This is a genomic window from Flavobacterium sp. A45 (genome assembly GCF_002001005.1).
Classification (GTDB): domain Bacteria; phylum Bacteroidota; class Bacteroidia; order Flavobacteriales; family Flavobacteriaceae; genus Flavobacterium.
Genome location: NZ_MUNX01000154.1, coordinates 1 through 4,975, shown reverse-complemented (window position 1 = coordinate 4,975; position 4,975 = coordinate 1). Strand labels below are relative to the sequence as shown.

Below are 4,975 nucleotides of genomic sequence, written 5' to 3'. Positions count from 1 at the left end.
ATCTAAATAAGACTGCTCAATATTCTATTTACAAAAAAATAAAAGAGGTTAGAATAAACTAACCTCAATTACCAATTCAACTTAACCTAACTTATTTTTTTTAATATCCTACATTGAAACCTGGTGGATTACCCATCAAATTAATTTGACTTTGTGGAATCGGCATGTTTACCATCGCTGGAGTCATATTTAAAGGTCTCTCCCCTGAGATAGTACCGGCAGTACTAGACTTGAAATATAAATTTTGTCTTTCTACCAGTAAACCCAAACGTTTCAATAAGAACCATCTATTTTTCTCAAAAGCTAATTCACGTGCAGACTCATCCAAATAGGTGTTTAAAGTCCAAGATGTAATATCATATGTACTAACAGTACTTATTGGATTACCTGTATACCCTCTTCTTCTCACTTTGTTTAGATACAAAAGTGCTTTTGTATCGTTACCCAAATAATGGTATGCTTCAGAAGCTAATAAATAGGTCTCAGCCAGTCTGTAATACATATAATCTTTATAACTATCAGAAGTCATAGGTAATTTTTCGGTGTCATGGTATTTTTTCAAACTCCAGTGCCATCTTCTATAATTCCCGTTTGGAGCTGCAATTGCAGGATTAGTAATAGGCTGACCAAACTTAGGATTAGTTGGAACATTGATTTTATAATCTAAATAATTGTCAGAATAGTAATATGTTTTAAATCGCAAATCATTTGTTTGATCATACAATGATTTCAAATAATTGTTTGGGTAAAACCAACCTAAAGCCTGACCTCCATAAGCTACATCCTGTACTAGCTCATTAGCGTTCAATTCATAAGTTCTGTGAGTAAAAACACTGCTTAACCAAGAACCACCACCACCAGCAAGATCATCATTAGCTCCTAACAATTGATCTTTTTGATAAGTAAACAGCGACTCTCTATGATTGCCATTTTGTCCCCAAACTTCTCCTAATGTTACCAGAGCATGAGTTCCTTCATTAATCACTGCGTCAAAATGCGCGGCTGCTCCAGCATAATCCTTTTGCCACATGGCGCTTTTTCCACGTATATGTCTTGCCACACCTTGTCCGTATCTTCCTGGAGATACTTTATAATCAAGATACTTTATTGCAAAGTCAAGATCTCCATCTATTAATTTATATACATCGGCATCACTGGCCACTTTGTATTCAACAGGATCATTTATATTTTCTGGAGTAGTTGCTATAGTATCTATTAATATATTACCATACATTTCTTTTAAATCCAAATACACTTCACCTCTTATAACTCTGGCTTGAGCCACTAGCTTATTTTTTACTGCAGCATCCATTTCGACCTTTCTAGCAGCTGTAATAATCGCAGAGCATCTATCGATAATCTTATACCCTTGAATCCACTTGGATCCAGTAAAAGCAGTAGGATTGTGACCTGTACCATATGGTGTATTCCATGTTCTATGCAAACCTAAGTCTGTCCCCACCATAAAGAAAACATTAGACCACAAATCAGCATTATCACCAGATGGCAAATTATACTTACGCATTAGATTGTAAAGCGCATTTACACCTACATCTAAACCGTCTGGAGAATCATAGATATAATCTACAGATATTTTGTCTTTTACCTCTTCTTTCAAAAACTCTTCACAAGAAGAAAATCCTAAAGAGAGTAAGAGTACCAAAACCAATAAAATTTTTATACTTTTCATAATCTTAATTATTTATAATTTAAATTCTAACTAAATTGTACTATTAAAACCCAACTTGTAGTCCAAAAACAAAAGAAACCGGTTCTGGATATTCATTTGGATTTTTCTCTGGACTATATGACTGAAAATCTGTAATTGTTACTAAATTGCTTCCTGTTACATACATTCTCATGTTGCTTAACCCTGTGGATTTAATTACCTGATCTGGCATTGTGAAGCCAAAAGAAAGATTTTGCAGTCTAATGTATGAAGCATCTTGTAATCCCATAAAATTCATATATGGCGGATCATTACCATCTCTTGGTCTTGGCCAATTCCCAGTTGGGTTTTCCGGAGTCCAGTAATCTTGTTTTAATCCATTTTTCACCCCGCGCAAAGAACCTCCTTCATTATAACCATATAAAAATGGATTATCTTTGGTTATTCCTTGAACGGTATAAAAATCTGCTGATAAATCGAAGTTTTTATATTGCATATTTAACGAAACTGTTCCATACCAATCTGGTAATCTTGAAGTAAGAATTTTATCAGCATCTTCCGGATTAGCTCCATTTGAAGGATTAGCATCATATAGTTTTATATCGCCTGGCTGTAAAACTGTACCTGTAACTGTCGGAATAGTTTCTCCTTCTTGATAAATTCCAATGGCTTTATATTGCCAGTACACATCTATAGGCTGTCCTATAAACCATCTATTTGCAGTATCATCATCTTCAATACCGTCACCATTTGCATCTTTACCATAAATACTTACAATTTTACTTATGTTTTTTGTAAAGCTAAATCCTAAGTTTAATTTAAAATCCTTATTATTAACAATTTCAGTATTTAGAGTAGCTTCAATACCTCTATTGTTAACTTTTCCCAGATTAGACAATTTTTCAGTATATCCAGAACCTGAAGGAAGCAATTCTCTAATCAGTAAATCATCTGTATCTGTATCATAAACTTCCACTGTTCCGTTAATTCTATTTTTTAATAATCCAAAATCAACAGCAAGATTCAACTGAGTCGAAGTTTCCCAACTCAAATCAGGATTAGATAAAGCTCCTCCTGGAACATAACCTGATACTTTAACACCATTTATTATGTAATCTCTTTGATCTGCTGATGCCATACTCTGATATGGATCTCTAGGCTGATTTCCTACTTGTCCATAACTGGCTCTTAATTTTAAAACATTAAGAACTGGCACATGATCTACCATAAATTCTTCTTTAGCTACATTCCAAGCTGCATTAACTGCTGGGAAGTATCCCCATTTATTATTTTTTCCAAATACTGATGAACCGTCAGCTCTAGCAGATGCAGCAAAATAATATTTATTATCAAAGTCATATTCAAATTTACCCGCAAAGGAAACCAATGCTCTTTCGCTTCCTCCAATATCAGGTGTATTCAAAAAAGCAGCCTCCAATCCATAAATTCCAAGAATATCGTTTGGCAATCGGGTAGCAGTATTTCTAAAATCATTGTATTCAGATTGGGTTAATTCATGAACTGCTGTCAAACCAAAGTGATTTTTCTCTGCAACGTTTAATTTATAATTGAATATATTACTTAATTGATATTCTACATTATCCTGAAAACGAATGCTGCCAGATCCTTGTCCCGAATTCCCAATACCCGCAAGAGATTTTGAAGAATTATAAGCCATCGCTTTATAATTCCAAGATCGTCTGCTTGTATTCAATTTATAACTGAAGCCTTTAAAAGGAGTAACATCAAAATATACATTCAAGAGATCGTTTCTATTTAGTTCATTAGTATTTGTCTCATAAAGATCAATTAACGGGTTTGGAGTTTCCTGCACACCACCCGGTAAATGTCGGAAAGAACCATCATCATTATATATTTTACCCAATGGAGAAGTCGTGATAGAATTTAATAAAACACCACCATTGTTTGGGTCATTGGATTCAGAATATTGATATGAAGTGTTCATTCCTACCTTCAGCCAATCATTGATTTTTTGATCAAAATTTAGTCTCAAAGAAACTTTCTCATAATCAGAGTTTGGAATCACACCATTTACATTGATGTAGTTAATACTGCTAAAAATACTTGACGTTTCTGTACCAGATGAAATACTAACGTTATGATTATTCGTATTACCTGTTTTCAGCATATACTTCTCCCAATCTATATATTCGCCAGAAGTAACCGATTCCAATTCCAAAGTAGTGAACACTTGATTGTCGGGTCTGTAAACACCTGCATTTGAAGTTCTGTATGCTTCTCTTTTTAATTGGGCAAATTCTTCACCACTATAGATATCAAAATTTCTATTTATGGTTTGAATTCCAGAAAATCCATTATACGAAATTCTTGCTTTTCCTAACTTACCTTTTTTAGTCGTAATTAAAATTACCCCATTTGCTGCTCTAGCTCCATACATAGACTGCGCAGCGGCATCTTTTAAAATCTCCATAGAAGCAATATCGTTTGCGTTAACATCATTGATATTTCCAATCACAACGCCATCAGCAATTACAATAGGATCATTAGATCCGCTGATAGATTTTTTTCCTCTAATTTGTATACTCGAAGAACTTCCTGGACCACCATCTGCCAAAGTAACTTGGACTCCTGCAGCTTTACCTCTAAGCATCTCACCTACATCTGATGTCGGAACTTTTAATAAGTCCGCCGCTTTTACAGTCGCCACCGAACTAATTACGTCACTTCTTTTCTTCACTCCGTATCCTACAGATACAACTACTTCCTGAAGCGATTGAGCACTCGATTGAAGTTTAATATTCAAACTTGTTCTGTTCCCTACTACAACTGTAGTATTATCCATTCCTACAAAAGAAATAATTAATGTCTCTTTAGGATCGGCTTCAATACTAAATTTACCGTCAAAATCCGTTGAGACACCTTTTGACTCGCCTTTTACCACAATATTCGCTCCTGGCAGAGGCATACCTGTGTTATCGACTACTTTGCCTGAAATCATCTTTTTTTGTGCACTCACACTCTGTGAAATAATGCAGATGAATAAAATCAAGCTTAATCTCAAATAGTTTCCTCCAAGAAAAAGCATGTTTACATTTTTGCTGTTTTTCATTGTTAAAATTTTTAATTAATGTTTTTGGTTAGTTTTATAAAATCGTTTTGATTTATAGGCCAAAATTCAATATTTACTAATGATCCCACGGGAGGAATACATTCGTTTTTAGGGGTGCTAACGTCTTTATACCCATAAAAACAAAGGTTTTGGGTAATTAAAATAGGATTTATAAAAAAAACAATAACATTTTTTGCACTACACATAATTATATC

General features: G+C 34.1%; 3 protein-coding genes. All 3 read right to left on the bottom strand.

What is annotated here, in order from left to right:
• Window positions 1-100 precede the first annotated feature (100 nt).
• Window positions 101-1,690: a RagB/SusD family nutrient uptake outer membrane protein gene (locus tag B0E44_RS18265; RefSeq protein ID WP_077378820.1), complete on the bottom strand. Its 1,590-nt coding sequence runs from the start codon at window positions 1,688-1,690 to the stop codon at window positions 101-103.
• 43 nt (window positions 1,691-1,733) lie between these two features.
• Window positions 1,734-4,760, bottom strand: a complete 3,027-nt coding sequence (locus B0E44_RS18260) for a TonB-dependent receptor (protein ID WP_077378817.1) — start codon at window positions 4,758-4,760, stop codon at window positions 1,734-1,736.
• Window positions 4,761-4,771: 11 nt separating this feature from the next.
• On the bottom strand, window positions 4,772-4,975 hold a 204-nt coding region (locus tag B0E44_RS18970; protein WP_217341322.1), incomplete at its 5' end, for a hypothetical protein.

Coding starts and splice junctions, on each gene's coding strand:
- B0E44_RS18260 (WP_077378817.1), bottom strand. CDS start 4,760: ATGAAAAACAGCAAAAATGTAAACATGCTTTTTCTTGGAGGAAACTAT.
- B0E44_RS18265 (WP_077378820.1), bottom strand. CDS start 1,690: ATGAAAAGTATAAAAATTTTATTGGTTTTGGTACTCTTACTCTCTTTA.